The organism is Bradyrhizobium sp. 14AA, assembly GCF_054185205.1.
Genome location: NZ_JAVAYM010000025.1, coordinates 107,453 through 131,508 on the forward strand (window position 1 = coordinate 107,453; position 24,056 = coordinate 131,508).

Annotated in this window: 25 protein-coding genes; 18 read left to right on the forward strand and 7 right to left on the reverse strand. The window is 62.1% G+C overall.

The genetic code is table 11. The features are described from left to right. Positions 1 to 17 precede the first annotated feature (17 nt). The 8 genes from RAD15_RS34460 to RAD15_RS34495 all read left to right on the forward strand — a co-directional run bounded on the left by RAD15_RS34460 (position 18) and on the right by RAD15_RS34495 (position 8,978). Positions 18 to 1,715, forward strand: a complete 1,698-nt coding sequence (locus RAD15_RS34460; RefSeq protein ID WP_458183100.1) for a methyl-accepting chemotaxis protein — start codon at positions 18 to 20, stop codon at positions 1,713 to 1,715. A 66-nt stretch (positions 1,716 to 1,781) separates the two neighbouring features. After that, complete coding sequence (locus RAD15_RS34465) at positions 1,782 to 2,270, forward strand: chemotaxis protein CheW (protein ID WP_458183102.1); 489 nt, start codon at positions 1,782 to 1,784, stop codon at positions 2,268 to 2,270. 57 nt (positions 2,271 to 2,327) lie between these two features. Beyond that, a complete protein-coding gene (locus tag RAD15_RS34470) occupies positions 2,328 to 4,130 on the forward strand; it encodes a methyl-accepting chemotaxis protein (protein ID WP_458183104.1) in 1,803 nt (600 codons plus the stop codon). A 141-nt stretch (positions 4,131 to 4,271) separates the two neighbouring features. Further along, positions 4,272 to 5,126, forward strand: a complete 855-nt coding sequence (locus RAD15_RS34475; RefSeq protein ID WP_458183106.1) for a CheR family methyltransferase — start codon at positions 4,272 to 4,274, stop codon at positions 5,124 to 5,126. Between the two features lie 16 nt (positions 5,127 to 5,142). Beyond that, positions 5,143 to 6,234 carry a protein-glutamate methylesterase/protein-glutamine glutaminase gene (locus RAD15_RS34480; RefSeq protein ID WP_458183108.1) on the forward strand — a complete coding sequence of 364 codons (1,092 nt, stop codon included), beginning with the start codon at positions 5,143 to 5,145 and terminating at the stop codon, positions 6,232 to 6,234. A 5-nt stretch (positions 6,235 to 6,239) separates the two neighbouring features. Further along, a complete protein-coding gene (locus RAD15_RS34485; protein ID WP_458183109.1) occupies positions 6,240 to 7,967 on the forward strand; it encodes a chemotaxis protein in 1,728 nt (575 codons plus the stop codon). Between the two features lie 150 nt (positions 7,968 to 8,117). Further along, complete coding sequence (locus RAD15_RS34490) at positions 8,118 to 8,567, forward strand: hypothetical protein (protein ID WP_458183110.1); 450 nt, start codon at positions 8,118 to 8,120, stop codon at positions 8,565 to 8,567. Between the two features lie 126 nt (positions 8,568 to 8,693). Further along, on the forward strand, positions 8,694 to 8,978 hold the full coding sequence (locus RAD15_RS34495) for a hypothetical protein (protein ID WP_458183111.1): 285 nt from the start codon (positions 8,694 to 8,696) through the stop codon (positions 8,976 to 8,978). Positions 8,979 to 9,033: 55 nt separating this feature from the next. Here the strand turns inward: RAD15_RS34495 and RAD15_RS34500 are convergent, their stop codons facing one another. Then, positions 9,034 to 9,399, reverse strand: coding sequence for a VanZ family protein (locus RAD15_RS34500; RefSeq protein ID WP_458183113.1), 366 nt, complete (start codon positions 9,397 to 9,399; stop codon positions 9,034 to 9,036). A 319-nt stretch (positions 9,400 to 9,718) separates the two neighbouring features. Here RAD15_RS34500 and RAD15_RS34505 point away from each other — a divergent pair, with 319 nt between their 5' ends. After that, positions 9,719 to 9,910, forward strand: a complete 192-nt coding sequence (locus RAD15_RS34505) for a hypothetical protein (RefSeq protein ID WP_458183114.1) — start codon at positions 9,719 to 9,721, stop codon at positions 9,908 to 9,910. 121 nt (positions 9,911 to 10,031) lie between these two features. On the opposite strand, the gene RAD15_RS34510 is transcribed toward RAD15_RS34505, so the two are convergent. After that, complete coding sequence (locus RAD15_RS34510) at positions 10,032 to 10,205, reverse strand: hypothetical protein (RefSeq protein ID WP_458183115.1); 174 nt, start codon at positions 10,203 to 10,205, stop codon at positions 10,032 to 10,034. A 700-nt stretch (positions 10,206 to 10,905) separates the two neighbouring features. Here RAD15_RS34510 and RAD15_RS34515 point away from each other — a divergent pair. Both RAD15_RS34515 and RAD15_RS34520 read left to right on the forward strand, forming a co-directional pair. After that, positions 10,906 to 11,061 (forward strand): hypothetical protein, encoded by a 156-nt coding sequence (locus RAD15_RS34515; RefSeq protein WP_458183117.1) that lies wholly within the window; start codon positions 10,906 to 10,908, stop codon positions 11,059 to 11,061. A gap of 592 nt (positions 11,062 to 11,653) precedes the next feature. After that, entirely contained in the window at positions 11,654 to 11,959 is a 306-nt protein-coding gene (locus RAD15_RS34520) for a hypothetical protein (RefSeq protein WP_458183120.1), read from the forward strand. 345 nt (positions 11,960 to 12,304) lie between these two features. Here the strand turns inward: RAD15_RS34520 and rfbB are convergent, their stop codons facing one another. Further along, positions 12,305 to 13,369, reverse strand: a complete 1,065-nt coding sequence (gene rfbB / locus RAD15_RS34525; protein WP_458183121.1) for a dTDP-glucose 4,6-dehydratase — start codon at positions 13,367 to 13,369, stop codon at positions 12,305 to 12,307. 13 nt (positions 13,370 to 13,382) lie between these two features. Further along, a complete protein-coding gene (gene rfbA / locus RAD15_RS34530) occupies positions 13,383 to 14,270 on the reverse strand; it encodes a glucose-1-phosphate thymidylyltransferase RfbA (protein WP_458183188.1) in 888 nt (295 codons plus the stop codon). 87 nt (positions 14,271 to 14,357) lie between these two features. Between rfbA and rfbC the strand changes: the two genes are divergently transcribed. From rfbC to RAD15_RS34545, 3 genes are all read left to right on the forward strand, one after another. Continuing rightward, positions 14,358 to 14,912, forward strand: coding sequence for a dTDP-4-dehydrorhamnose 3,5-epimerase (gene rfbC / locus RAD15_RS34535; protein ID WP_458183124.1), 555 nt, complete (start codon positions 14,358 to 14,360; stop codon positions 14,910 to 14,912). 1 nt (position 14,913) lies between these two features. Further along, on the forward strand, positions 14,914 to 15,810 hold the full coding sequence (gene rfbD, locus RAD15_RS34540; protein WP_458183126.1) for a dTDP-4-dehydrorhamnose reductase: 897 nt from the start codon (positions 14,914 to 14,916) through the stop codon (positions 15,808 to 15,810). A gap of 116 nt (positions 15,811 to 15,926) precedes the next feature. Next, the gene (locus RAD15_RS34545; protein WP_018644040.1) at positions 15,927 to 16,349 is read left to right on the forward strand and encodes a hypothetical protein; all 423 of its coding nucleotides are present in this window, start codon (positions 15,927 to 15,929) and stop codon (positions 16,347 to 16,349) included. Between the two features lie 18 nt (positions 16,350 to 16,367). Here RAD15_RS34545 and RAD15_RS34550 read toward each other — a convergent pair whose 3' ends face one another. Together RAD15_RS34550 and RAD15_RS34555 are read right to left on the reverse strand one after the other, a co-directional pair. Continuing rightward, positions 16,368 to 17,102 (reverse strand): metallophosphoesterase family protein, encoded by a 735-nt coding sequence (locus RAD15_RS34550; RefSeq protein WP_458183129.1) that lies wholly within the window; start codon positions 17,100 to 17,102, stop codon positions 16,368 to 16,370. 159 nt (positions 17,103 to 17,261) lie between these two features. Next, a complete protein-coding gene (locus RAD15_RS34555) occupies positions 17,262 to 17,540 on the reverse strand; it encodes a hypothetical protein (RefSeq protein WP_458183130.1) in 279 nt (92 codons plus the stop codon). Positions 17,541 to 17,885: 345 nt separating this feature from the next. Between RAD15_RS34555 and RAD15_RS34560 the strand changes: the two genes are divergently transcribed. Further along, positions 17,886 to 19,310, forward strand: a complete 1,425-nt coding sequence (locus RAD15_RS34560; protein ID WP_458183131.1) for an undecaprenyl-phosphate glucose phosphotransferase — start codon at positions 17,886 to 17,888, stop codon at positions 19,308 to 19,310. 227 nt (positions 19,311 to 19,537) lie between these two features. On the opposite strand, the gene RAD15_RS34565 is transcribed toward RAD15_RS34560, so the two are convergent. Then, a complete protein-coding gene (locus RAD15_RS34565) occupies positions 19,538 to 20,884 on the reverse strand; it encodes a cellulase family glycosylhydrolase (RefSeq protein ID WP_458183133.1) in 1,347 nt (448 codons plus the stop codon). A gap of 57 nt (positions 20,885 to 20,941) precedes the next feature. Between RAD15_RS34565 and RAD15_RS34570 the strand changes: the two genes are divergently transcribed. Genes RAD15_RS34570 through RAD15_RS34580 form a run of 3 tightly spaced genes read left to right on the forward strand, consistent with a single transcriptional unit; the run spans position 20,942 to position 23,981 of the window. Beyond that, positions 20,942 to 22,153 carry a glycosyltransferase family 4 protein gene (locus RAD15_RS34570; RefSeq protein WP_458183134.1) on the forward strand — a complete coding sequence of 404 codons (1,212 nt, stop codon included), beginning with the start codon at positions 20,942 to 20,944 and terminating at the stop codon, positions 22,151 to 22,153. Further along, positions 22,150 to 22,887 (forward strand): class I SAM-dependent methyltransferase, encoded by a 738-nt coding sequence (locus tag RAD15_RS34575; RefSeq protein WP_458183136.1) that lies wholly within the window; start codon positions 22,150 to 22,152, stop codon positions 22,885 to 22,887. Before RAD15_RS34570 ends, RAD15_RS34575 begins: the two co-directional genes overlap by 4 nt. A 20-nt stretch (positions 22,888 to 22,907) precedes the next feature. Further along, positions 22,908 to 23,981 (forward strand): glycosyltransferase family 4 protein, encoded by a 1,074-nt coding sequence (locus RAD15_RS34580; RefSeq protein ID WP_458183139.1) that lies wholly within the window; start codon positions 22,908 to 22,910, stop codon positions 23,979 to 23,981. Positions 23,982 to 24,056 lie beyond the last annotated feature (75 nt).

A 24,056-nucleotide genomic window follows, 5' to 3' on the forward strand; every position in this document is an offset into this window, starting at 1 on the left:
TGGGGTAGGGGCTGGAAATGAGATTTACGGTCAAAGCGAAGCTGGCCAGCGCATTCGGCCTGGTCATTGTCCTGTCCGTGATCGCCGGTGGCGTCGCGTACATGAAGCTCGGCGACATGATGGCGACGGCCGACAGCATGGTCCTGCGTGCCAAGCGCATGGAAAAGGCGACCCAGATCGAGAAGGACATCCTGCTCCAGCTCCGGGCAGAGAAGAATGCCATTCTGGGGACCGAAGCCGATGCTGAACAGTTTGCCGCCGACGCCGCCAAGCGTCGGGAGCAGGCGATGAAGACCCGGGACGAAGTCTACGCCCTGGCCAGCGAAGCCGGCAAGAAGCTGCTCGACGCCTTTGCCGGCACCTACGCCAAGATGAATGCGTATCAGGAAGAGACGATTCGTTTGGCTAAGACCGACAAGGCGAAAGCAACCGATCGCTCGATGAACGAGGGCCGCAAGGTCGTCGCGGACGCCCTGGAGTCGATGGGTGCCTACGTGGAGAACACCAAGAAGCAGATGGCCGAGCAGGCGGCCCAGTCGAAAGAAGAGGGGCACCAGGCGCAGTTCATGTTGATGACGCTCATCGGCGTGTCGCTGATGGTCGCGATCGGTGCCGCTCTGTGGATTTCGATCTCGATCAGCCGTTCGCTTGGCCGTGCGGTGAGCCTTGCCGGTGCGGTCGCCGTCGGCGATCTCAGCCGGACGATCAACGTCTCCAGCAACGACGAGATCGGCGATCTCGTCAAATCGCTGAACGTGATGGTCGAAAAGCTTCGGCACGTGGTCGAGGAGGCTCTCACTGCCGCCCAGAACGTCTCGGCCGGAAGCCAGGAACTGTCCGCCAGCGCCGAGCAGCTCTCGCAGGGCGCGACCGAGCAGGCCTCGTCCGCCGAGGAGGCTTCCTCCTCGATGGAGGAGATGGCCTCGAACGTGAAGCAGAACGCCGACAACGCAAACCAGACCGAGAAGATCGCTGGGCAGTCGGCCAGGGACGCGGAAGCCAGTGGCGTCGCGGTGGGTCGTGCCGTCAACGCGATGCAGACCATCGCCGAGAAGATCACGATCGTGCAGGAGATCGCCCGGCAGACCGATCTGCTCGCGCTCAACGCCGCGGTCGAGGCCGCGCGGGCCGGCGAGCACGGCAAGGGTTTTGCGGTGGTCGCTTCCGAGGTACGCAAGCTCGCCGAGCGCAGCCAGGCCGCGGCCGCCGAGATCGGCACCCTCTCGACGGAGAGCGTGAAGGTCGCCCAGGAAGCCGGCAGCATGCTGTCCAAGCTCGTGCCCGACATCAAGAAGACCGCCGAGCTGGTCCAGGAGATCACCGCCGCCTGCCGCGAGCAGGACGTCGGTTCGGCCCAGATCAACCAGGCGATCCAGCAGCTCGACAAGGTCGGCCAGCAGAACGCCAGCGCGTCCGAACAGGTGTCGTCGACCTCGGAGGAGCTCGCTTCGCAGGCCGAGCAGCTCCAGTCGACCATCTCCTTCTTCCGGATCGAGCATGCCGGCCGCGGCGAAGCCGCAGCGCCGGCGCCGATCGATCGCGCCGTCACCCAGCTCCGCGCCAAGGCCGCTCACATGGCGGCAGCGGATCGCGGTGCGAAGAAGCCGGCGCCTGTCCGTAAACCGGCACGTGCGATGAAAGTCGCGGGCGGTGGCGGGTTCGCGTTCGACATGCATGACGGCGAAGACGACCGCGACGCCGAGTTCCAACGCTGATCAAGCGGTCCGGCCTCGTGCCGGACCGTACTCATTTCCAAACCTTCGGACCCCTTGGACTGCATCATGGCCGCAACCTCGCAATATCTGACGCTCGGGCTCGCCGGCGAGACGTTCGGCATCAGCATCCGCAACGTGCGCGAAATTCTGGACATGCGGCCGATCTCGCGGCTTCCGCACGCGCCGAACTTCCTGCTCGGCATGATCGACGTGCGCGGCAGCGGCTATCCGATCGTCGACCTCAGGATCAAGCTCGGTCTGCCGAGCGTGGCGGCGACCGAGGCGACCCGCATCATCATCCTCGACGTGCCGATGAAGGATCGCCTGGTCGGCGTCGGCTTCGTCGCCGACTGCGTGTTCGAAGTCACCGACATCGACGAACAGGCGATCGAGCCCATCCCCGAGGTTGGCGGCAAATGGCAGTCGGACTATGCCGCCGGCATCGGCCGCAAAGGCGAAAAGTTCGTGGTCATTTTCGATCTCGCCAAGCTGATGGCGAACGACAAGCTCCCGGAAGGGCGTGATGCTGGCGCGGATGAGCCCCGCGCCGCCTGAATTTGTGTGAAGCGTGATGAAACGTAAGCACCCCCAATTCGAACCAACGAGACTGATATGAGATTCACCGTCAAAGCCAAGCTTGCCAGCGCCTTCGGCGTCGTCATTCTGCTCTCCATGATCGCGGGCGCGGTCGGTTACATGAAGCTGGCCGACATGGTCAGCACCACCGAGGTTCTGGTCTCGCGTGCGGGCCGCATGGAAAAGGCCGCCGAGCTGAAGGAAGGCATTTTGTTCCTCGTGCGCGCCGAGAAGAACTCCATCCTGGCGGCATCCGACGCAGAGCATGAGCAGTTCCGGGCCGACTTGATCAAGAACCGCGAAGCGGTTGCCAAGTCCAAGGACGAAATCTACGCAGCGGCCAGCGAAGGCGGCAAGAAGCTGATGGAGGTCTTCAACGTCGCGTTCGCCAAGCTGAACGCCTATCAGGATGAGACGGTCCAGCTCGCGAAGACCGACAAGCCGAAGGCGCTGGATCGGTCCATGCATGGCGGCCGCAAGGTCGTCGCGGATGCGCTGGAAGCGGCCGACGGCTACATCAAGAACGTCAAGAAGAACATGGCCGAGCAGGCCGAGCAGTCCAAGCAGGACGGCGCTCGCGCCGAGCTGCTGCTCATGAGTCTGGTCATCGCCTCGCTCCTGATCGCCGCCGTCGCCGCGACCTGGATTGCGATGAACGTCAGCCGGGCTCTGGCGCAGGCCGTCGGTCTTGCCGACGCGGTGGCCATCGGCGATCTCAGCCACAAGATCGAGTCCTCCAGCAACGACGAGATCGGAGACCTCATCAAGTCGCTGAACGCGATGACCGTCAATCTCAACAAGACCGCCGCCATCGCCAACGAGATCGCGCAGGGCAATCTCATGGTGGAAGCCAAGCCGCTGTCGGACAAGGACACGCTGGGTCTCGCGCTCGAGCGCATGGTGGAAAAGCTCCGCCAGATCGTGTCGGAAGCGCTCACCGCGGCGCAGAACGTCTCCGCCGGCAGCCAGGAGCTCTCCGCCAGCGCCGAGCAGCTCTCGCAGGGCGCGACCGAGCAGGCCTCGTCCGCCGAGGAGGCCTCCTCCTCGATGGAGGAGATGGCCTCGAACGTGAAGCAGAACGCCGACAACGCCAACCAGACCGAGAAGATCGCCGCGCAATCCGCCAAGGACGCGGAGGCCAGCGGCGCTGCCGTTGGCCGCGCCGTCAACGCGATGCAGACCATCGCCGAGAAGATCACGATCGTGCAGGAGATCGCACGGCAGACCGATCTGCTCGCACTCAACGCCGCGGTCGAGGCCGCGCGCGCCGGCGAGCACGGCAAGGGCTTTGCGGTGGTCGCCTCCGAGGTGCGCAAGCTCGCCGAACGCAGCCAGGCGGCTGCCGCCGAGATCGGCACGCTCTCGGCCGACACCGTCAAGGTGGCGCAGGAGGCGGGCTCCATGCTCTCCAAGCTCGTTCCGGACATCAAGAAGACCGCCGAACTCGTCGAGGAGATCACCGCGGCCTGCCGCGAGCAGGACGTCGGGTCGGCGCAGATCAACCAGGCGATCCAGCAGCTCGACAAGGTCGGCCAGCAGAACGCCAGCGCGTCCGAACAGGTGTCATCGACCTCGGAGGAGCTCGCCTCGCAGGCCGAGCAGCTCCAGTCCACCATCGCCTATTTCCGCATCGAACAGGCACGCAACCAGGCGCCGGCGCCGATCGACCGCGCGGTGAACCAGCTGCGCGCCAAAGCCGCGACCATGGCGGCCGCCGAGCGTCCGGCCAAGAAGCCGCAGGCCAAGCCGGCACGTGCCGTGAAGGTCGCCGGTGGTGGCGGTTTCGCCTTCGACATGAATGACGGCGAGGACGATCGGGACGCCGATTTCCAGCGCTGAGATCGCTTAAGGGATCGGCCTGCCTTTCACCGGTGGGCCGATCCATCGTCAGTGATTGGGTAACCGCGTAGGATTCAAGATGGCCCGTTCGGCCCGACATTCAGTGCAGGCGGCGGCCATCCGGGATGGGGGCACGCAGCAATGATGCCCGCCGTGCAGGATACGGCCGTCCATCTGTCGGATCGCCACTTCCGGACCATCGCCGAATTGATCGAGGGCCAGGTCGGCATCAAGCTGCCGCAGGGCAAGCGGCTGATGCTGGAGGGGCGGCTGCACAAGCGCGTGCGCGCGCTGAACTTTTCCGACCTCAACGAATATGTCGACAACCTGTTCGAGGCGAATCATTTCGACACCGAGCTCACCCATCTCATCGATGTGGTGACGACCAACAAGACCGATTTCTTTCGCGAGCCGCAGCACTTCACCTTCATGCGGGACGTCGCGATCCCCGGTCTGCTCAAGTCGCATGGACGGAAGAGCGCGAACCTGAAGATCTGGAGCTCGGCGAGTTCCACCGGCATGGAAGCCTATACGACCGCGATGGTGCTGGACGACATGACGCGGAACGGCTCGCGGTTTCAGTACCGCATCCTCGGGACCGACATTTCGACGGCCGTGCTGCGCCTCGCCAAGACCGCGATCTACACCCGCGACGTGCTCGCGCCGGTGCCGGAGCCTTTCGTGAAACGGTATTTCCTGTCGTCGCGGGACAAGTCGCGCGGCGAGGTGCGGGTCGTGCCGGAGCTGCGGCGCATGGTGCATTTCATGCGGATGAACCTCATGGATGGGTCCTATCCCGTCGACCGCGACGTTGACATCATCTTCTGCCGCAATGTCCTGATCTATTTCGAGCGCGAGACGCAGCGCAAGGTGATCGAGCAATTGTGCAGCCATTTGCGGCCCGGCGGCTATCTGCTGGTCGGGCATTCGGAATCGATGATTCACAGTGCCGTGCCGGGTTTGAAGCAAGTGCAGCCAACCATTTTCAAGGTCTAGCCGGAGCGCAACCAAAATGCCGAGGGAGAAGGTTCGCGTACTGATCGTGGACGATTCGGCGTCGGTTCGCCAAATCCTGCAGACGATCCTCAACGACGATCCTGACATCGAGGTGATGGGCGCGGCTTCCGATCCGTTTGCGGCGGCGCGACGTCTCCAGAACGAAATCCCCGATGTCATGATACTCGACCTGGAAATGCCGCGCATGGACGGCCTGACGTTCCTGCGCAAGATCATGGCGCAGCGTCCGATCCCGGTGATCATCTGCTCTTCGCTCACCGAGGAGGGCTCGAACGTGATGTTCGAGGCGTTCGAGGCGGGCGCGGTCGACATCGTGCCCAAGCCGAAGATCGACACGCGGCAGGCCCTGCTCGAATGCTCGACGCGGCTGCGCGAGGCCGTGAAGTCAGCGGCGCGCGCGCGGGTGCGTCCGCGTTCCGAGCGTCGGACGATCGAGAAGAAGCTGACGGCCGACGCCATCATCCCTCCTCCCGTGCAGGGCAAGGTCCGGCCGACGACTGAACGCATCGTCTGCATCGGTGCATCGACGGGCGGGACCGAGGCGCTCAACGACGTCCTCGAGATGCTGCCGCCGCATTGCCCGCCTATCGTCATCGTCCAGCACATGCCGGCGGGCTTTACCGCGGCCTTCGCCAGGCGTCTGGACAGCGTCTGCCAGATCCGGGTCAAGGAAGCCGAGGACGGTGAGCCGGTGTTGCCGGGCTGCGCCTATATCGCGCCGGGCGCCCGCCACATGCTGCTCCAGCGTATCGGCCTGCGCTATCAGATCGCGATCAAGGACGGCCCGCCGGTGTCGCGGCATCGCCCGTCCGTCGACGTGCTGTTCCGCTCGGCGGCCCAGCATGCGGGCGCCAACGCGCTCGGGGTCATCATGACCGGCATGGGCGACGACGGTGCGCGCGGAATGCTGGAGATGCGCAAGCTCGGTGCCTCGACGCGGGCGCAGGACGAAGAGAGCTGCGTGGTATTCGGCATGCCCAAGGAAGCCATTGCCCATGGCGGCGTCGAGAAGGTCGTCTCGCTGCACCATATCCCGCGCGAGATCATGCACTGGTATCAGGCCGGACACGCCGCGGTGGCAGGTTGATCGCAATGTCCATCATTCCGGCCAACACGCTCACGGATGCGATCGGCGCGATCGAGGACGTCTCCTCGCGCATCGAGGACGTCTTCGCGCGCGTGGGTCAAGAACTCGGCCGCGGCCATCTCATCTTCAAGGAGCTGAACCAGGGCCTTGCGGCGCTCTCGGGAGAACTCTCCGGCGCCGAGATCGAGGGTGCCGCAACGGCGCTACAGGAGATCGCCGCGCAGCTCAGCAAGCTGGCGCAGGCGCTACCGGCGGAGAGCGCTCTGCTGGAGACGATCGGCAAGAGCACAGCGGAGGCATCGTCGTCGCTCAAGCCGCTGTTCAAGCACATCCAGATGATCACCATCATCGCGCGTAGCGCGCGGATCGAGGCGGCATCGCTCGACGGCGACCGCGAGGGCTTCCTCGCCTTCACGCAGGAAGCCTACGATCTCGGCAGGGCGGTGCAACGCTCGATCGAGGGCTGCGCGAAGGATCAGCAGCGCCTGTCGGACGCCGTCGCCACGGCCTCCGGCCGGCAGAAGGACTTCGAGGGACGCTACCGGAATCAACTGATGTCGGAGAGCGCCGAGCTCGGCGCGGCCTATTCCGGATTGCGCGACCAGCGCAGGAACAGCAGCCATCTCGCCGATCTCGCCAGTTCCAGCACCAGAAAGATCGCCGAGGCGGTCGGCAGCGCGATCATCTCCTTGCAGGCCGGGGACAGCACGCGGCAGCGCCTCGAGCACGTCTCGCACGGCCTCGGCCTTGCGTCGGGATCCGGCCCGAGCCTCGTTCCCGAACCGGTCGCGGGCGACGACGGCGCGCGCGCGGTCTGCCAATTGCAGGCGGCCCAGCTCAGGGACGCCCAGCGCGAGTTCGGCGGCGACATCGGCCAGATCGTTCGCGCACTCACCGCCATCCTGCACGATGCGGGGAGCGTGGTCAGCCACGGCCGCACATTGTTCGGCGGCGAGGACGGCGGCTCGTCCTCGTTCCTGGCGCGCATCAAGCAGACGCTGGCGCACGCCTCGACCCTGATCACCACCTGCGAGGGCGCCGGCCGCTCGGTCGACGAGGCGCTGGCGATCGTCGAGGACACGCTGACGAAGTTTCGCCAGGCGATCGCCGGGCTCGCCGAGGCGACCGTCGACATCACGCTGATCGGGATGAATGCCGGTCTCAAGGCGAGCCATCTCGGCAGCCGCGGCAGCGCTTTCGTCGTCATCGCCAACGAGCTCAAGGCGACCGCCGACCAGGTTTCGGCGGGCGCAGGGCGGCTGAGACCGGTGCTCGACGATATCGAGCGTTCGGCCAGGGAGTTGAAGGAGCTCCGTGTGCAGGGCGATCCCACGCAGCTCGCCAAGCTCGAGCCGCAGATCCTCCAGGCCCTGCGCGAGGTCGAGGCCGGCAACGAACGGCTCGGCAAGCTGATGAGCCGGCTGGTCGATGAAGGCGCGGAATTCGAGGGCCTGATGAATTCGGCCCAAGGTCTGATGAGCTCGCTCGGCGAAAGCTCCGCGGCATTGCCCGCGGTTGCCACGCGCCTCGAGACTGCGAGTGCGGGCGCGCAGCGGCCGCGGCTAGAGGCGCAGGACGGAGCGATGCTCGACGATCTCTTCGCGCGCTACACGATGGAGCGTGAGCGGGACGTCCACCGGGAATTCCTGCAAACGCTCGGGCTGGCATCGATCGCCGCCACGCGCCGGGTCGAGGCGGTCGAGAGCGCCGATGACGGCATAGAATTGTTCTGAGGCCGCCGCCGGCTTCACCCCTAGCGCCGGCAGCAATTTGACGGGTTGGCTTTGCAGGGCGTTAACCGTGGCAGAATGCATGCCGCGTCGGTCATTGTCGCGCCCCAGAGTTGGTTGCAAATACGGCTGAAATTCACGACGGATGTTTTCATGCTCAGAGACGGCAAATACGCGGCGTGGTTCAGAACCGCGAATGCGCAAGGCACCGGCGTCGTGCATCTGGCCGGGGGCCGCATCTCCGGCAGCGACAGCTTCTTCACGTATGGCGGTTCCTACCAGTTCGATGACGAGCAGCGCTTCACGGCCGTTCTGACCACGCGGCGACATGCCGAGGGGCCGCAGACCGTGTTCGGACCCGACGAGGTCGAGGTCAAGCTCTCGGGCGTGTGCAGTGGTGCGATGGCGACCTGCTCGGGAACGGCCAGGGAAGCGCCTGACGTCAAGTTCGAGGCGACGCTGATCTACAGCCAGGAAGATGCGCCGGCCGCTGACGCTCGATGTGCCGTCGTCAAGCTCAATGCCGACAAGATGCCCAGGGGCCTCGACAGCCGTTCACGGCCGCGTCAACCGCTGACGCCGCCCAAATCTCCCGCATCCTAGCCCGCCGGTGTCTTAGCTTTGCATTGACGCTGTTGTCGCGAAAACATGATGAGACCGCACTGCGGCAACCCCGCCTTTAGAGGGTGAAATCTAGCTTGAGGCCCATAACAAGGGACGGACAGGGACATGCCTCAGATCTGGATGACATATGACGAACTGGCGACGCTCGGCGGCTGTAGCGCTGCCGAGGCCAGGATACAGGCGCTGCATCTCTCGCTCGATCGCCGCAAGAGCCGCGACGGGAATACCCGCGTGAAGCTGAATGCGATGTTGATGGACCGATTCTTCGACACCATTCGCGAAGCCGAATTCAACCTCGATGCCGCGATCAGTGCGCTGCGCGATACCCATCGTCAGATGGCGGGAGCTCTTGCGAGTGATCAGGCAGGTTCCCAGCGCGGAGTGGCGTAAGCCCGCGACAGTCGACATCTTTTCGAAGCAGCAGCCGGCGCGGCCCGCGCCGGCCCTATGACGGTGGTCTCGGCAGGAAAGCCAAAATCGTCTGGGCCAGAAGGACGCCGACGGAACCGCCGGCCGCCTTTTGCAACACGTCGATCAACCGGGGATCGCGATCCGGCGTCACCGCCTGAAACACCTCAAGCCCGATTGCGACAGCGACCACGAAGGCGCAAGCGAGCTTCAGCCGTCCTGGGAGCAGGAAGGACAGAAGGAAGCCCAAGAGCCCATAGGCGCTGAAGCGCTCGATCACCACGACCCAGTAGGCTTCCGCATGGCCCATGAGCGCCGGCCTGCCCGCGAGCTTGGCAAGCGTGGCGTAGATGATCAGCGCAAGGCAGATTGCCGCGGCTGCAAAGAGATGGTTGCGACGCATGGCGCCAGCATAGCCGCTCGCAGGTCTCGCTGCTTTCGAAAGCCGAGAACATCGTTAAAGCCCTCGCACCTTTCGAGGGACGCACGTCAGAAATGCCAGGATGACATTTGGAGCCGGTCCCTGCGGTCGCATGAACCGAGGTTCACGGGCTGCCTCGGCGCGGACCGATCTCTTCCCGCGCGCCTTGTCCGGATAATGTCAAACCTGGCCGTGCAGCCGCGATTTCGCGCTGACAGTGCAGAGTTTGTGGAGGCGGATACCCCTCTGCCAATTCTTCGGCCTGGTGACCCACAACCTCAACACCACGAATAGAATGTTGATGCCGAACCAGATTGACATCACGATAAGGAAAGAGTTTGCCATGACGGCTCCGCCTCCCGCATTTCGTGGGGACAATGCCGAGCGCGGCCGAGAGTTCCGCTTTCAGGGAAGCAGGCCGACGATCGCCGCCGCCCATATTCTCGTCACCGACGAACTGATAAACGAGGCAGGCACGGAGCCGCGCGCCTGACGGCATGACCAAGCGTTCGCTGGGTTCGACGTTCAACGCCGATTGTAGGATCTTGATGGGGGCAGTCGCATACGTCCATGAACTGTCGCGCAGGGCGGCGCGCAAGACGCAAGTTCGCGCGCTAGCTTTTCTTGGAGCCCTTCGATTTCAACGACAGGCCAAGGCGCAAGGCCATGCGCTTGACCGCATCGGGCGAGCGCCCGAGAAGTTTCGCTGCCTCTTCCAGTGAAGTCGAAGACTTGGCCAACTCCATCAGCCGGCGGTCTTCCTTGAACGACCAGGGCCTGCGCGCCATAACCGAAATCATCCTCTCGTCGACAGAAAGACAAAGCCGCCAAGCGGACCCATGTTCGCTCGACGGCTTCGCTTGGGTGGGGCCGGGCCTGGGGAAGCCCGGTACGAAGATGGATATGCGATCCTTCGGCATTCGCAACAAACAACGCGGATTAAGCTAACCTCTCAACCTTACCGCGATGAAATCGATGCGTGTTGCTCCGTATAACCACGGACATTCTCATCGGCCGAGATCGATCCGCGCGCATCAGCGATCTCGGTCGAGGATATTCTGCCAACACATCCGGCCTGGAAGGCCGGCCGGAACGCTCGTTGAACCGCGCCGGCCATGTGCCGTCGTGCAGAGTGGGTCCGTTCGGGAATCCGCGGAGATGCTTCGGTGCGCCCGCACGCCAGCAGCGATGGCGGCAAGGATGGATCGCGCCTCATCACCTCTGTCGCCGGCTCCTGTGCGAGAATTGGATTTGTTGCCGCGCATCCCGAGTGGCAAACCCATGACCGTCAACTCGAGCGAATTACGATCGAGCCCACGTGCGTTATCATCTTGACAGCGCGAATCGAAATGTGTCGAGCGCGGCGCGAGCATACAGCGCCGATCTCGACGAGCAGCATTGCGCTGCTCTCAGGCGAGCCGTCACGAGATCGTCCAATTCAACCGGCTATGATCGCGCCAACAGCAACGAACCGTTCAGAAGATCGAGATGCTTCAGAAAGCGCGGGCGGCGTTCCCTTTCACCAAGCTCAGAGAACGGGCATTTGAAGGTGCGTTTTTCAGCGTAGCGCTGATCGCGATGGCAGGCTGGGTCTATTTCATCACGTTATTGCTGGTGAGACTGTTTCTCTGGTCCTTCGGCTGACGCAGACGAAACGATCAGTTGGCGTGCATCGTGCTGCCAAAAAAACATCCCGGTCTGACGATAAAATCAGCGACGCTCATCATGATGTCGACACAACTCGAAGCTGAGAGTGCTGCATCACGAAGACGACATGCGGCAACCGGAAGAATTCAGAATGACTGTAGTTGCGATCCTGCTCTCGATTCTCGCCGGCTTTGGTGGAGGCTATGCGACGCGTGCGTGGCGATCGCGCAGGCGCAGGGTGCGTCATCCGCTCTATCAGCCTTACGATCCGGCCTTATCGCCACAGAGTGCGTCTCCGGCCAGAGGGTGGCGTGCATTCTGAACAAGTGCAACCGTGGGATCTGAGACGCCGACGCCGATCGTGGAGCAATATTTGCTTGGGGACCGGTCAAAGCAGAAGGATCCGATACTGCAGAATTGCGCCCGGATCCTGCAGTGAGCATTCTCGCTCGGGCCATTATGGGTTTCGCCGTAACATTTGATTGAGGACATGATCGATGGTGTGGCTGGTTGCCCTGATCATTCCGCGTGTGAGTATGCAGAACTCTGGCAGCTGCCGCGACCAGGGGAGGCATGATTGGAGGCTGCCATGACTAGGCCGACAAACAACGCTCACCGGCGATATTTTGTCGATGCTGCGGGCCGACGTGTTCTGATCGGTCTGACGTGCGAGGAAACGTTCGAATTCGAGCGGCTTGATAGCAAGCTGGTGCTCGGTCCGGTGGATGGCAAGGCCGAGCCCGACGGCCGCGAAATCTGGCCCGCGGCCGGCGAGCAGCGCTGGCTGGAACTCTACGAGAAGCATGAGGGCGCGTGGAAAACATGGATGGTGCAACACGCACCGCGAACAATCCATAATCCGGTCACACGGAGTCGTGCGGTGCTTGATCCCTAGGCGCTCTCGCAGATCGAGATTGGGATCCGGCAGTCCTATCAAACCGGGAAATCAGGTGCAGTCGTCCGGACCGGGTGGCGCCGGGAAAATATTCGCAAGATAATCCACGCCCATTCCGCGTTCCTTCGCATCGAGAACGCGCCGCGCGATGACGTGTCGAAATTTCCACCCAGGTCCCTCAAATTGATCCGCGGCCCAAATCTGCGGCCTCGGACGCCCGTCGAGGCCGCGGATCCACACGAAGTAGTATTCGTTCATTGTCTCGTGGGCTTTCCCATCCAAGGCGGACAATCAGCCAATGTCCTGCACGTCGGCATGAGCCTCCGCAAAGGGACGTCAATGCGGTCAGCCCAGACCGATTCGCTTCTGCTGATAGCCGCGACCGAGAATGTTCTCCCACCACATTCGGTTGTCGACGAACCACTGGACGGTCTTGGCCAGCCCGCTCTCGAAATTCTCGTCCGCGCGCCATCCAAGCTGGTTTTCGAGCTTCGAGGCATCGATCGCGTAACGGCGATCGTGCCCTGGACGATCGGGGACGAACGAAATCAGGCCTCGACGGGAACCTGCCCCGGACGGCGAAATTTCATCCAGCAGATCGCAAATGCCTTCCACGACGTGCAGGTTGCTGCGTTCGTTTCGTCCACCGACATTGTACGTTCCACCGACCACGCCCCGCTCGAGCACCAGCGCAAGCGCCTTGGCATGATCCTCGACGTAGAGCCAGTCCCGAATATTCTGCCCGTCGCCATAAACCGGCAACGCCTCTTCGGCGAGCCCCTTGATGATCATGTGGGGAATGAGCTTTTCGGGGAAGTGATACGGCCCGTAATTGTTCGAGCAGTTCGTTATCATCGTCGGTAGTTCGTAGGTCTCGCGCCAGGCGCGGACCAGATGGTCGGACGAGGCTTTGCTCGCCGAGTAGGGCGAGTTCGGTGCGTAGGCGGTTGTCTCCGTGAAGTAACCGTCCTTGCCCAGCGAACCGAACACCTCGTCGGTTGAGATGTGCAGAAAGCGGAACCGCGAACGGCGATCCGGAGACAGGCCCTTCCAGTACCGCAAGGCTTCTTGCAGTAGCGTGAACGTGCCCACGATGTTGGTCTGAATGAATTCTCCGGGCCCATCGATCGAGCGATCGACGTGGCTTTCGGCTGCCAAATTCATGACCGCGACGGGCTGGTACCGTTCGAACAGCTTCCTCAGCGATGGCGCTTCGCAAATGCACTGCTTCTCGAACGCATAGCGCGGATTGCCCGCGGCGTTGGGGATCGACTCGAGATTTGCCGCGTAAGTTAGCTTGTCGATGTTGACGACGCGCGCGTGCGTATCGCGAAGAAGATGACGGACGACTGCCGAGCCGATGAACCCTGCACCGCCGGTGACGAAAATCGTGGAGCCTTCAAAACGCATGAGTCGTCTTGCCTCAATTCAGACCGTGAGCGGCGAAGGAACGCGCCACCGATTGCAGATACTGGCCATAGCTGCTCTTGGCGGTCTTCTCGGCAACCTTCGTGAAGGATTCCAGGGAAATGTAGCCGCGCCGCAGAGCGATTTCTTCCGGGCAGGCGATGCGCAATCCCTGTCGCTGTTCCAGGATCTGCACGAAGTGACTGGCTTCGACCAGGGAGGCGTGCGTTCCGGTGTCGAGCCAGGCAAACCCGCGCCCAAGCACCTCGACGAACAGGTCGCCGCTGTCGAGATATGCGTTGTTCACGTCGGTGATCTCGATCTCTCCGCGCGCTGAAGGCTTGATCTTCGCGGCGATGTCGAGCACGCGATTGTCATAGAAATAAAGACCGGTCACGGCCACATTCGACTTCGGCCGCGCGGGCTTCTCTTCGATCGAGCGTGCGCGCCCATCGGCGCCGAATTCGACCACGCCATATTGCTCGGGCGTGTTGACGACGTAGCCAAAGATCGTGGCGCCGCCCGTGCGTGCCGCGGCCTTGGCGAGCAGTTCGGGAAGCCCGTGTCCGTAGAAGATATTGTCTCCAAGAACAAGAGCGACTGAGTCCTGTCCTACAAACTCGCGGCCTACGATGAAAGCGTCGGCGAGCCCGCGCGGGGTTTCCTGCGAGGCATACGAAAACTTGACGCCGATTTCTGTTCCGTCGCCAAGCAGCCGCTGAAACAGCGGCATATCCTGCGGCGTAGAGATGATGAGAATGTCGCGGATTCCAGCGAGCATCAGGGCCGACAGCGGGTAGTAGATCATCGGTTTGTCAAAAACCGGAAGCAGTTGTTTCGACACCACGGTCGTGACGGGATAAAGGCGCGAACCTGTTCCGCCAGCGAGTATTATTCCCTTCATCGGACCTCTCTGGTTTGCTAGCGAGAAAATATCAGATAGAGTGCGCTGCACAAGATTATTGTCGATGTCGAAGCTGAAGTCCTGCGAATGCACGTTCTCACAACAAATCTACCCGAAGTTCTGATCGTCGAGCCGAAGCTGTTCGGCGATCAACGCGGCTTCTTCCTGGAGTCCTATCAATTCGAGCGATACGTGCAGAACGGCATTACGCGGCCGTTCGTCCAGGACAATCTTTCGCGCTCGCGTTTCGGTGTGCTGCGTGGCTTGCATCTGCAAAATCCCGGTGCGCAGGGCAAGCTGGTCACGGTGCTTCGAGGTCGAGTTCTCGATGTTGCAGTCGATGTCCGCATAGGCAGCCCAAACTTTGGGCGGCATGTTGCCGTTGAACTGAACGAAGACAATCGCAGGCAATTGTGGGTTCCTCGTGGCTTCGCCCACGGTTTTGCCGTTCTCTCCGAGACGGCCGATTTCTTCTACAAATGCGACGAGTTCTACAGTCCGAAGGATGAAATCTCCGTGCGCTGGAACGATCCGGCCATCGGCATCGATTGGGGTGTCGCAGATCCGTCACTTTCGCCCAAGGATGCCGAGGCGCCGCTGTTGGCGGATGTGAAGGGGCTCCCCCGCTACGGCGAGGTCTGACATGAAGATTCTTCTGACTGGCGCCGGAGGGCAGGTTGGTGGCGCGCTGCTGCGATTGCTTCAGGACCGCGCGAACATCGTTGCGCCGACGCGCGAGGCGTTCGACCTGTCGCAACCGGCGGGCCTCGCTGAAAAGCTGGACTCGATTGCGCCGGATCTGATCATCAATCCAGCGGCTTACACGGCGGTCGATCGCGCAGAAGACGAGCGCGAGGCGGCATTTCGGGTCAACGCTGAATCGCCTGGGGTCATCGCCCAATGGGCTGCGCGCCGCCGCGTCCCTCTGGTGCACTTCTCGACCGACTACGTCTTCGACGGCTCCGGCGACCGTCCGTGGCGCGAGGACAGCGCTCCGCGTCCTCTCTCGGTGTATGGCGAAAGCAAACTCGCTGGCGATCAGGCAATTGCCGGGGCGGGCGGACCTCATCTGATCGCGCGCACATCGTGGGTCTATGCCGCGACGGGAGCGAATTTTCTCAAGACGATCGTGCGGCTGGCAGGAGAGCGGGAAGAACTGCGGATTGTCGCCGATCAGATTGGTGCGCCCACAACTGCGGATGCGATCGCGCGCGCGATGATTGCGATGCTGCAACCAGCAGGCGAGGATGTTGCCGCAATGTTCGGCAGGCGGGGTGGGCTCGTCAATCTGGTTTGCGCCGGCGAGACCAGTTGGCACGGTTTTGCGACCGCGATCGTTTCCGGGCTGAAGTCTCGCGGGTCCGCATTCGCCGTGAAGCAGATCGTTCCGATCGCTTCGAGTGAATTTCCCGTCAAGGCGAAGCGCCCCTCCAATTCGCGTCTGGACCTGTCGCGTCTGCGGGAACGGTTCGACATTGTGATGCCGACCTGGCAGGAGGCGCTCGATCGCGAACTGGACGCTCTCAAGGCAAAAATGTGATTGCTTTGTCTCCGCCGCCTTCCCGCGACGGGGGCGGAACGATCCGGGACTTTAATGTTTGTTAACCATCCCGGAGCCATTTTCTGGTTTGGCGCTTTCAAACCGGAAATGCACGCATGTTCCAGCTCTTCCTGCGGGCCCGCACCCATAACTTCCTGAAAGACCGTTTCGGGGGAGAGCAGACCTTCCGGGCGCGCTCGCCCGAGCGGGACGCCGAAACCGATCGCACGCGCATCGAAGCCATCATGAGCGCGATCGAGGATGCGCTCCACGCGGCGGAGCGGGAACAGTCGGGCTTGAACCGCCGGGTGGAAGACGTGCTGGCCCGTGCGGCGGTGACCATCGGCAACGGCGACGACGAATATCTCGAGCGCGAGGCGCTCGACAACCATCACCAGGATCTTTTCGACAAGGAAATCCTGAACGGCCAGCGCCGGCTCAAGGAGCTTGGCGCTTCGATCGCTCATTTCAAGTTCCTGAAGGCGGCGATGCTGAGCCGCTTTCCGGAATACAAGCCTCCGGCAAGCTCCACCAATTAGAGTCTCGGGCGTAGGCCGCTAGATCGCGAGCATGCTGTTGCCCTGGATGGACAGCAGCGTCAGATTTCCGGTGGCATACGCGCCGGTATCGATGTTGGCGCGGTTCTCCAGCAGCTCGGCCTGTCGCACCGGCGTGTGACCGTGCACGACGTACTTGCCGAACCGTCTCTTGCTCTGGAGGAATTCGTCCCTGATCCACAGCAGATCCGACTCGCGCTGCTCAGAGAGCGGAATGCCCGGGCGCACCCCGGCATGGACGAAGAAGAAATCGCCGCATGTGAATGTCGGCCGCAGCTGGCGCAGGAATGCGATATGCTCCGGCGGCATCGCGGATGTGAGCTCGCGCACGAGATCGGACTGTTCGTCCTTGCTGAGGCCGGGCGCCGCCGACACGCCGTACGACATCATGGTCTGGAGCCCGCCGAACTGAAGCCATTCGGTGGTGCGTGAGGGGTCCTCCAGCACCGAGGTGAAATAGGCCTCGTGATTGCCCTTGAGAAACACCGTGTTGCGGCGGCGGCTGCGCCTGATCAGGAGGTCGAGGGTGTGGCGCGAATCCGGCCCGCGGTCGATGTAGTCGCCCAGGAAGACCTCGATGGCGCGATAGGGCCGGCTGTTCGCCATGTCCGCGTCGATGACGGCAAACATCTGTTCGAGCAGATGCGCGCAGCCGTGGATGTCGCTCATCGCATAGATGCGCACGCCGTTCGGTAGCTTCGGCCGGGGCGAATTTCGGGGCGCGGTCGTGGGCATGGGGTCCCACTCTTTCAGAGAGCTTCGCCAGAGATGTCAATACGCTATCGACGAAATCGGGGCGCCACGAATGGCTTTTTTCTCTACCCAGCCGGTGAAGGCTCATGGTGCGCCGGCCGATCATCCGCGTGCTTCGCGAATCATCGGCCCTGCAGCCGGCTAACCGAAGCCGCGGCTGTCGAACGACGGAGCAGCCTTGCGGCGATAGACCGCCGCTCGCGCGCGGACCAGAGCCGCGCCGCAGAAATAGCCAAGCTGGAGCACCGCCGCAAAGACGAGAACCGCGACGACGATGTGCGCTGAATCATGTCCTTGCCAGGCCAAGCCCGCACCGAGGATGGCCGCACCGAGAACGATGGCGGGCGGCAAGATGAAGATTCGGAATCGGCCTCCCAGCAGCGATCCGATCAACAGGCTGAAAACGGCTACGGTACTCACGACACAACTCCCAGAATTGGTCACGAGTGTTAATGGCCGCGGCCTAATAACGGCTTAAGCGGTATGGTTGAACAGCGGTTCAAATGCGCGCGAGAACCTGCGCGAATATGACGCGATTTGATAACAAACGTGGCGCAATGCCCGCATATTTGTCACGTGTGTGACAGTAGTTTGAGCATCCTCTTGCAGCGACGCTGCGTTGCAGAAAAATCGGTTTGATTTTTTCGGTGCACTGCCGCAATGTCGCTTTGTTTAGTTAAGATATACTTCGGCGCACGTCGAAAAATTTGGATCGAATTGCTCGCAATCTCGATTGCGAGTGCGTGACGAGGCAGCGAGGTTCGGATGGCTGTAGCAACTTACGGTTCGGAAAACTATTATTCGGTCTTATCGAATCGACGCGGTGCCCTTCAAAGACCTCTCCAGATCGCCCTGATCGCGGGCGACTTCGCAGCAGTCCTGCTCAGTTACTTTGTGGCAAGCGGACTTTATCGCGTGCTCGTGTCGGAGCAGGATTCGTCCGTCGGCGCCGGTCTCGTCGTCGGGGCGGTGTTCGTGACCATCGCTTATTTCCAAGGCGTCTACGATCACCACCGCTTGCTCAGCACCGTCTGGCAGCTGCGCAAGGCGCTGGCGGTCTGGCTGATCTCGCTGACCATTCTGGCGGTAGAGGCGTTTCTGCTCAAATCCTCTGCGGAGCTGTCGCGCGGGACCACGCTGTTGTTCGCCGCAACCGGCGGTGTTGCCCTGGGCGGGCTTCGCGTGTTGTGGCGCGTGGCGCTGACGTCGAGCTATGCCAGGGGCCGCCTGGTCGACCGCAAGGTTGTGCTGCTCAGCCTGAAGCCGCTCGACTTCACCTCGACCCGCTTCAAGGATCTGCGCAAGCACGGCTTCAACGTGGTGCGGCATTTCGTGCTCGAGCCCTCCGAAGAGGGCGCAGGCTGGGATCACGAGATTCGCGATATCGTCCGTCAGGCGCGGACGGCTGACGTAGAAGAATATCTCCTGGTCGTCGACTGGGACGAGATGCCGCTTCTGCGGAAGCTGAGCCAGCATCTGCGCGTCGTTCCGCAACCGATCCGCCTTCTGCCGGATTTCCCGATCGCCGATCTGGTCTCGCGTCCGTTCCAGCCGGTCAGCGGCACGGTCGCGATCGAGATCCAGCGTGCGCCGCTCAGTGTGTTCGAGCAGGCGCAGAAGCGCTGCCTCGACATCGGCATTGCCTCGTTCGCCCTGCTGTTGCTGGCGCCGATACTGGTGACGGCCGCGGTCATGATCAAGCTCGATTCCAAGGGCAAGGTGATCTTCAAGCAGTTCCGGCGCGGCTTCAATGGCAAGCAGTTCGAGATCTGGAAGTTCCGCTCGATGACGGTGGCGGAGAACGGCCATGTCGTCACGCAGGCGACGAAAAGAGACGCGCGGGTGACCCGTGTCGGCCGCGTGCTGCGGCGCACCAGCATCGACGAGCTGCCGCAACTCTGGAACGTTCTTCGCGGCGAGATGTCCCTGGTCGGGCCGCGGCCGCATGCGCTCGCGCATGACAATTATTACGATCCGATGATCAGCAACTACGTCTACCGCCACCATATGAAGCCGGGCCTGACGGGTTGGGCCCAGGTCAACGGATTCCGCGGTGAAACGCCGACGATCGATCTGATGGAAAAGCGCGTTGAATACGATGTCTGGTACGTCAGCAACTGGAGCATCTGGCTCGACATCAAGATCATCTTCAAGACGGCGCTGGCCTTGATCCATCAGGAAGCGTATTGACGGCACGCTGTATGTCGCCGGGCCGGTGAAGGGCAACCGCTGCCCGCGACAAGTGGGATCGTGCCGCCGATGGCATTCATGCCGTCGCAATCAGCTGGCTTCGCCTCCGACGTAGCTTGCCGTGGGGCCTGCATCTCGCTTCGTTATCTTCGTGTAGAACCATTTTCTCCCCGGCGTGCCGCGGTTGCGCGGCACGACAGGGGTGGTGGGGAATCTGCCGACCGGGATCAGCGATCCAATGTGGCCTTGAGCTCGAATGGGGCTTTCGTCGGCAAATTGATGACGACGGGGGTGGGGCCCAGCCGTATCGTATTCGACTTTGCTCCTTGTTGGCACAATGGCGCGAATTCCGCTTCTGTGCCGCCAGGAAGTTCGAACGTCGCCGAGGAGTTGTCTTGCGAGGTCCAGGCGATCAGCTGTTTTCCTGCCGACGTCGTTGTCTCGATCACGAATAGCCCGGGGAAGGGTTGCTCAAGCCTCATCGGGCCCGCGCTCTTGATGACGCGAATGGCCTCGCGGGTCGCGCATGCAGCAGGTTTTGGCGCAAACGCGTAGTCGTACAGGCCGAAATTGTCTTCGAGCGCCGCGGGATCCTGACCTTGATCCTTCATTTCGTAGATCCAGGCCCCCTTTATCCACGGCGTCGCCGCCGTCCAAAGCAGGAATTGCGCGATGTTGTTCGCGGCCGTTTGCGTGGAAATGGGGCACATCTTCGACGTCGTCGGCCATCCGACCTCCGTGACGAAGATGGGGAGGTTCGATCCGGCCGCGTCCAGCAATTTCCGCAGGGTGCTGACTTGACGTATCGCAGCCTCGGCAGTCCGGTTGGACACCTCGCGCTCGCAATGATTGTAGAGGTGAACGGACAAGCCGCTGGCACCTTCCAGTGCTCCGGACCGAACGAGCGCCATGGTCCATTGCCAGTCCGGGTCCATTCCGACCGCCCCGACCAGCACCTGCGCCTGAGGCGCCACGCTGCGTATTTTGGCGACCGCTTCCTTCGCGAGGACGGAGTAATTGGCCGCCGCGCGCGGATCGCTCGGATCGCCTTCACCGACCAGGAAAGGGCGCCCCAGCACGGCGTTCATATTCCATTCGTTCCAGATCTCGTAAATCGGGTTGCGCTTGGCGGTCGCCAGAACGGCTTTCGCCGCAAAGTCGCCGAAGCTCTTTCGGCCCACGTCGGTCAGCGGAGGCTGGCCGTCAGGAACGAGCGGATTTGGGTGACCCAGGATGAGCAATGGCCTTGCCTGGGTCTGGTCGAGAAAATCAAACAGCTTGGCTGGCTCTCGGGCAACTTGCGTTGTGGCACCGCCGGCCGCCGGCGCGGCCCGAAACAGGCTCCAGGCAAGATCGTCCCGGACCGAATCGAAGGCATCGGAACGCAACACCTGCGCAGACTTTTGAGGAGAATAGCCATATTCTCCCCCTATCCCGAAGTGCACGCCAAGACCGATGATCGGCCGCTCGGCCCGTTCGGGCAACGGTTGCTTGCCAACCCAGAAGGATGTCGTTTGATTGGCAGCATAGATTTTGCTGAAGAGCAGACCTGCTGCGATGAATGCAACCGCCAACCCAATTTTCGCAGCTCGGACCATCTTCGCCTCTATTGTGTCAGGTAACGAACGTACATGCGGATTCTCTTCGTCTCAGCCTTCTTTCCGCCCTTTGTCCAAGGCGGAGCCGAAATCTCCGCGCGCAATCTGGCGACGTGGCTCCATGCGAACGGCCATGAGGTTGCCGTTCTGACCACAGCACCGACGCCCGCGGACGAGGTGAGGGGGGCGATCGTTGACGGTCTCAAAGTCTGGCGCTTTCATATGCCTCGGCCGTACACCGTGTTTGAAGCGGCTCAGAAATCCGGTTTACAGAAGTCGGTCTGGCACCTTCAAGACCATTTTGATCCTCGTAACGAACGGATCATGCGTCAGGTGCTCGATGAGTTTAGTCCCGATCTGGTCAATATCCACGTTCTGCAAGGCGTCGGTTGGAATGCCCTTCGTGCGATCGGTGCGAGGAACATCCCCGTCGTCGTCACGCTGCACGATCTCAGCCTCGCTTGTGTGAGGATGGCGATGTTCAAGACGGGCCGGGAATGCGAACGTCTATGCGCACCTTGCGCGTTTTCGTCCAGAGCGAAACTCGCGTTTCTCCGCTCCGTTCCACGATTGGGATTCGTGTCGCCTTCGCTCGCCATTCTTCGCCGTTTGTCGGCGCTGCAGCCGCTCCAGGGCTGGGCCCAGGCCCATATCCTCAATCCCAACAAACCGCCGAGCCCGACGGTCGAGAGAAGCGCGTCCAGGACCGTCCGCTTCCTGTATGTCGGGCGCCTGCATGAATCGAAGGGGCTGTATGTTCTGCTCCAGGCCATCGAGCCGCTGGCGGCGCGCCATGAGTTCAAGCTGACCCTGGTGGGGACCGGTCCCAGCGAAGACGATCTCAAGCGGCGCTTTGGCCATCATCGCTGGGTCGAATTCACCGGGCATGTCTCGGTGCAGGAAGTCACCAACCGGATGACGCAAAGCGACCTCCTTCTCGTGCCGTCCGTATGGTTCGAAAACTCGCCCGGCGTGATCATCGAGGCTCTCGGGCGCGGCCTTCCCGTCATGGGAAGCAATGCGGGCGGAATACCGGAGCTCGTGACACACGAGAAAAACGGTGTCCTTGTGGAGGCCGGCGATGTAAGAGCCTGGAACGCGGCGATAGAGGAAATACTTGATCATCCGGAGCGTCTCGACGCGTACAAGGACAGCGCCGACGCAGCCATGCAAGAATTCAATCAGGACACTTTGGGGCGGCGAGTTGTTGCCTTCTACGAAAAAGTGAGGACGCAACCGGCATGAATTCCACCTCGACTGAGCAGCCGGTGGCCGGCGCAACAAGCAGGTACAGGCAGGACGACTACGCGGTCGACAATCCAGCATGGCACGAGGAAGACGCGCCGTGGAAGGCTGCGCATATCCGGACGATCCTGGAGCGTAACCACATCCAGTGGAGGACGCTTGCCGACATAGGCTGCGGGACGGGTGCGATTGTTGGGGTTCTCTCCAAGCACTACCCGCAATCGAGAATGGAAGGATTTGAGGTCTCGCCCTATGCTCACGACCTGTCGCGCAAACGGGCGTCGGAAAACCTGAGCTTCAGCATGGAGAATGCTTTCCAATGTGGGAAGCAGTTCGACGTGACCATGGCGATTGACGTGGTGGAGCACGTGGAAAATCCCTTTGAATTCCTCAGGGCGATGCGGACGATGTCGCGTTGGCAGGTCATCCATATCCCGCTCGACATGAATGCTCTTGCGGTCGGGCGCGGCTGGGTGTTGCCCGAAGCCCGCCGCACGCTGGGGCATATCCATTATTTCTCCCGGGACAGCGCGTTGTCGATGATCGCGGAATCCGGCCTGGAGACAATCGACAGCTTCTATACGGCCTGGGCCATCGACCAATCGTACAAGACCTGGAAGAAGCGGTTGGCCGCGTGGCCACGGCGATTGGCGTTTCGTGCCGCTCCCGACGCCACGGTTCGACTTGTGGGCGGATGGTCCCTCATGGTTCTCAGCCGTTCGCCCCTGGCGTAAGCCCGTGAAGTCATTGAAACATGGCTAATGTCTTCCTGAACGGACGGTTCCTCTCACAATCGCTGAGTGGTGTTCAGCGATTTGCCGCGGAAATCGTCAGGGCAATCGATCAATTGATCGATCGGCAGCAACTGCCTGCTCGGCTGGGCGATGCAAGCTGGACCCTCCTGGTGCCTTCGAATGCCGAGGAACGTCTGGCGCTGAAGCACATCCGCATCGAAAGGGTCGGAACGCGAACCGGACATGCCTGGGACCAGATCGATCTCGCAATGGCGGCGCGTAACGGTACGCTCATCAGCCTCGCCAATTCCGGGCCCGTGCTCCATCGTCGGCATCATATCGTGGTTCACGATGCGCAGGTCTTTCGCCATCCCGAGTTTTTCAGCCGCAGCTATGCGTCCTTCCATCGCGGCCTTGGACGGCTCTACGCGAGGACCGCGAACCTCGTCACCGTATCAAGGTTCTCCCGGAGCGAGCTCTCGGCTGTCCTCGGTATCCCGTCCGATGCCATCACGGTCTGCTCGAACAGTGCGGAACATCTGGCCGGGGTCAAACCGGACCCTTCGATACTCGAGCGTTTCGGGCTCGGGCCGGGCAAGTATTTCCTGGCGATCGGGTCGACGAAAAAGAACAAAAATATCCGGCTCGCAACCGACGCGATCAAGTCGATCCCGGTATCCCATCGGCTCGTGATCGTCGGTGCGGAGGATGAGCGCGTATTCCGGCACTCCGACCAGATCGCCGATGAACGAATGGTGCGTGTCGGGCACGTCTCCGATGAGGCGATCGCCGCACTGTATCAGCACGCGGCGGCATTGATCTTTCCGAGCTTCTATGAAGGCTTCGGCGTGCCCCCGCTCGAGGCGATGCTATTCGGCTGCCCGGTGATCGCTTCGGACATCGCCGTGCTACGAGAAATCTGCGGTGACGCGGCCGAATATTGCAGCCCGACCGATGCAGGCCAGTTGTCGCGTCTGATGCTCGAGCGGATCGAGAAGGGACCGCTGTCTGGGGTCGAGCGACAACGTCAGGCCGGCCGGTTGGCACAATATACCTGGACCACCTCGGCTCTTGCGTTGCTGAATTCGATATAATCGCGTTTCATGCCACGGGCGCGGGGCGAACAGCCTGACGCAGCAATCGCGATCTGAGCTGCGCCAAGGTAAATG